This window comes from Streptomyces sp. SID13726 (genome assembly GCF_010548375.1).
GTDB lineage: Bacteria > Actinomycetota > Actinomycetes > Streptomycetales > Streptomycetaceae > Streptomyces.
The window spans coordinates 1-410 of the sequence record NZ_JAAGLY010000649.1 but is presented as its reverse complement, the minus strand read 5'-3'; the positions used below and the strand labels follow the sequence as shown (position 1 = coordinate 410).

Annotated in this window: 2 protein-coding genes; one reads left to right on the top strand and one right to left on the bottom strand. The window is 75.4% G+C overall.

All coding sequences use genetic code 11. The annotated features are described in order from the left end of the window. The coding region (locus G3I78_RS51585) for a hypothetical protein (RefSeq protein ID WP_203616593.1) at window positions 1-191 on the bottom strand (191 nt) is incomplete at its 3' end. Between G3I78_RS51585 and G3I78_RS51580 the strand changes: the two genes are divergently transcribed. Then, window positions 190-410, top strand: a 221-nt coding sequence (locus tag G3I78_RS51580; protein ID WP_203616592.1) for a hypothetical protein, incomplete at its 3' end; no start/stop codon positions are given. The genes G3I78_RS51585 and G3I78_RS51580 overlap by 2 nt on opposite strands.

Genomic DNA, 410 nt, shown 5'->3' with positions numbered 1-410 from the left:
TTCGTCGACACGTACGACCCGCCCGGCCCGCCGCCCGCGGGCCACGCGTGGGCGAGCCCGGTGTTCCGCACGAGCGAGACGCGCGGGCCGTCGGCGTCCGACCACAGCGAGCCAGAGCCCGCCGTGTTCGTCCCCGCGAGCCCGGCGAGGGAGAACGACGACATCGTCCCGGCGCCGTAGAGGTCGGCCATGACCTGGGCGTTGAGCGTCCCGTACCCCGTCGCGACGGTCGTGTCCGCGCTGCCGAAGACGACGGACGTCACCTGGGTGGCGAAGTCCGCCGCGTGCGTCCCGGCGAACGTCCGGCACGTCGAGCGCGCCTGCGCGACCGTCGTCGCGACGCTCCCGATCTGGCCCGACGTCGTCCCCACCGTGGGCCCGGCCGCGATCCCGACGCCGGCGAACACGTC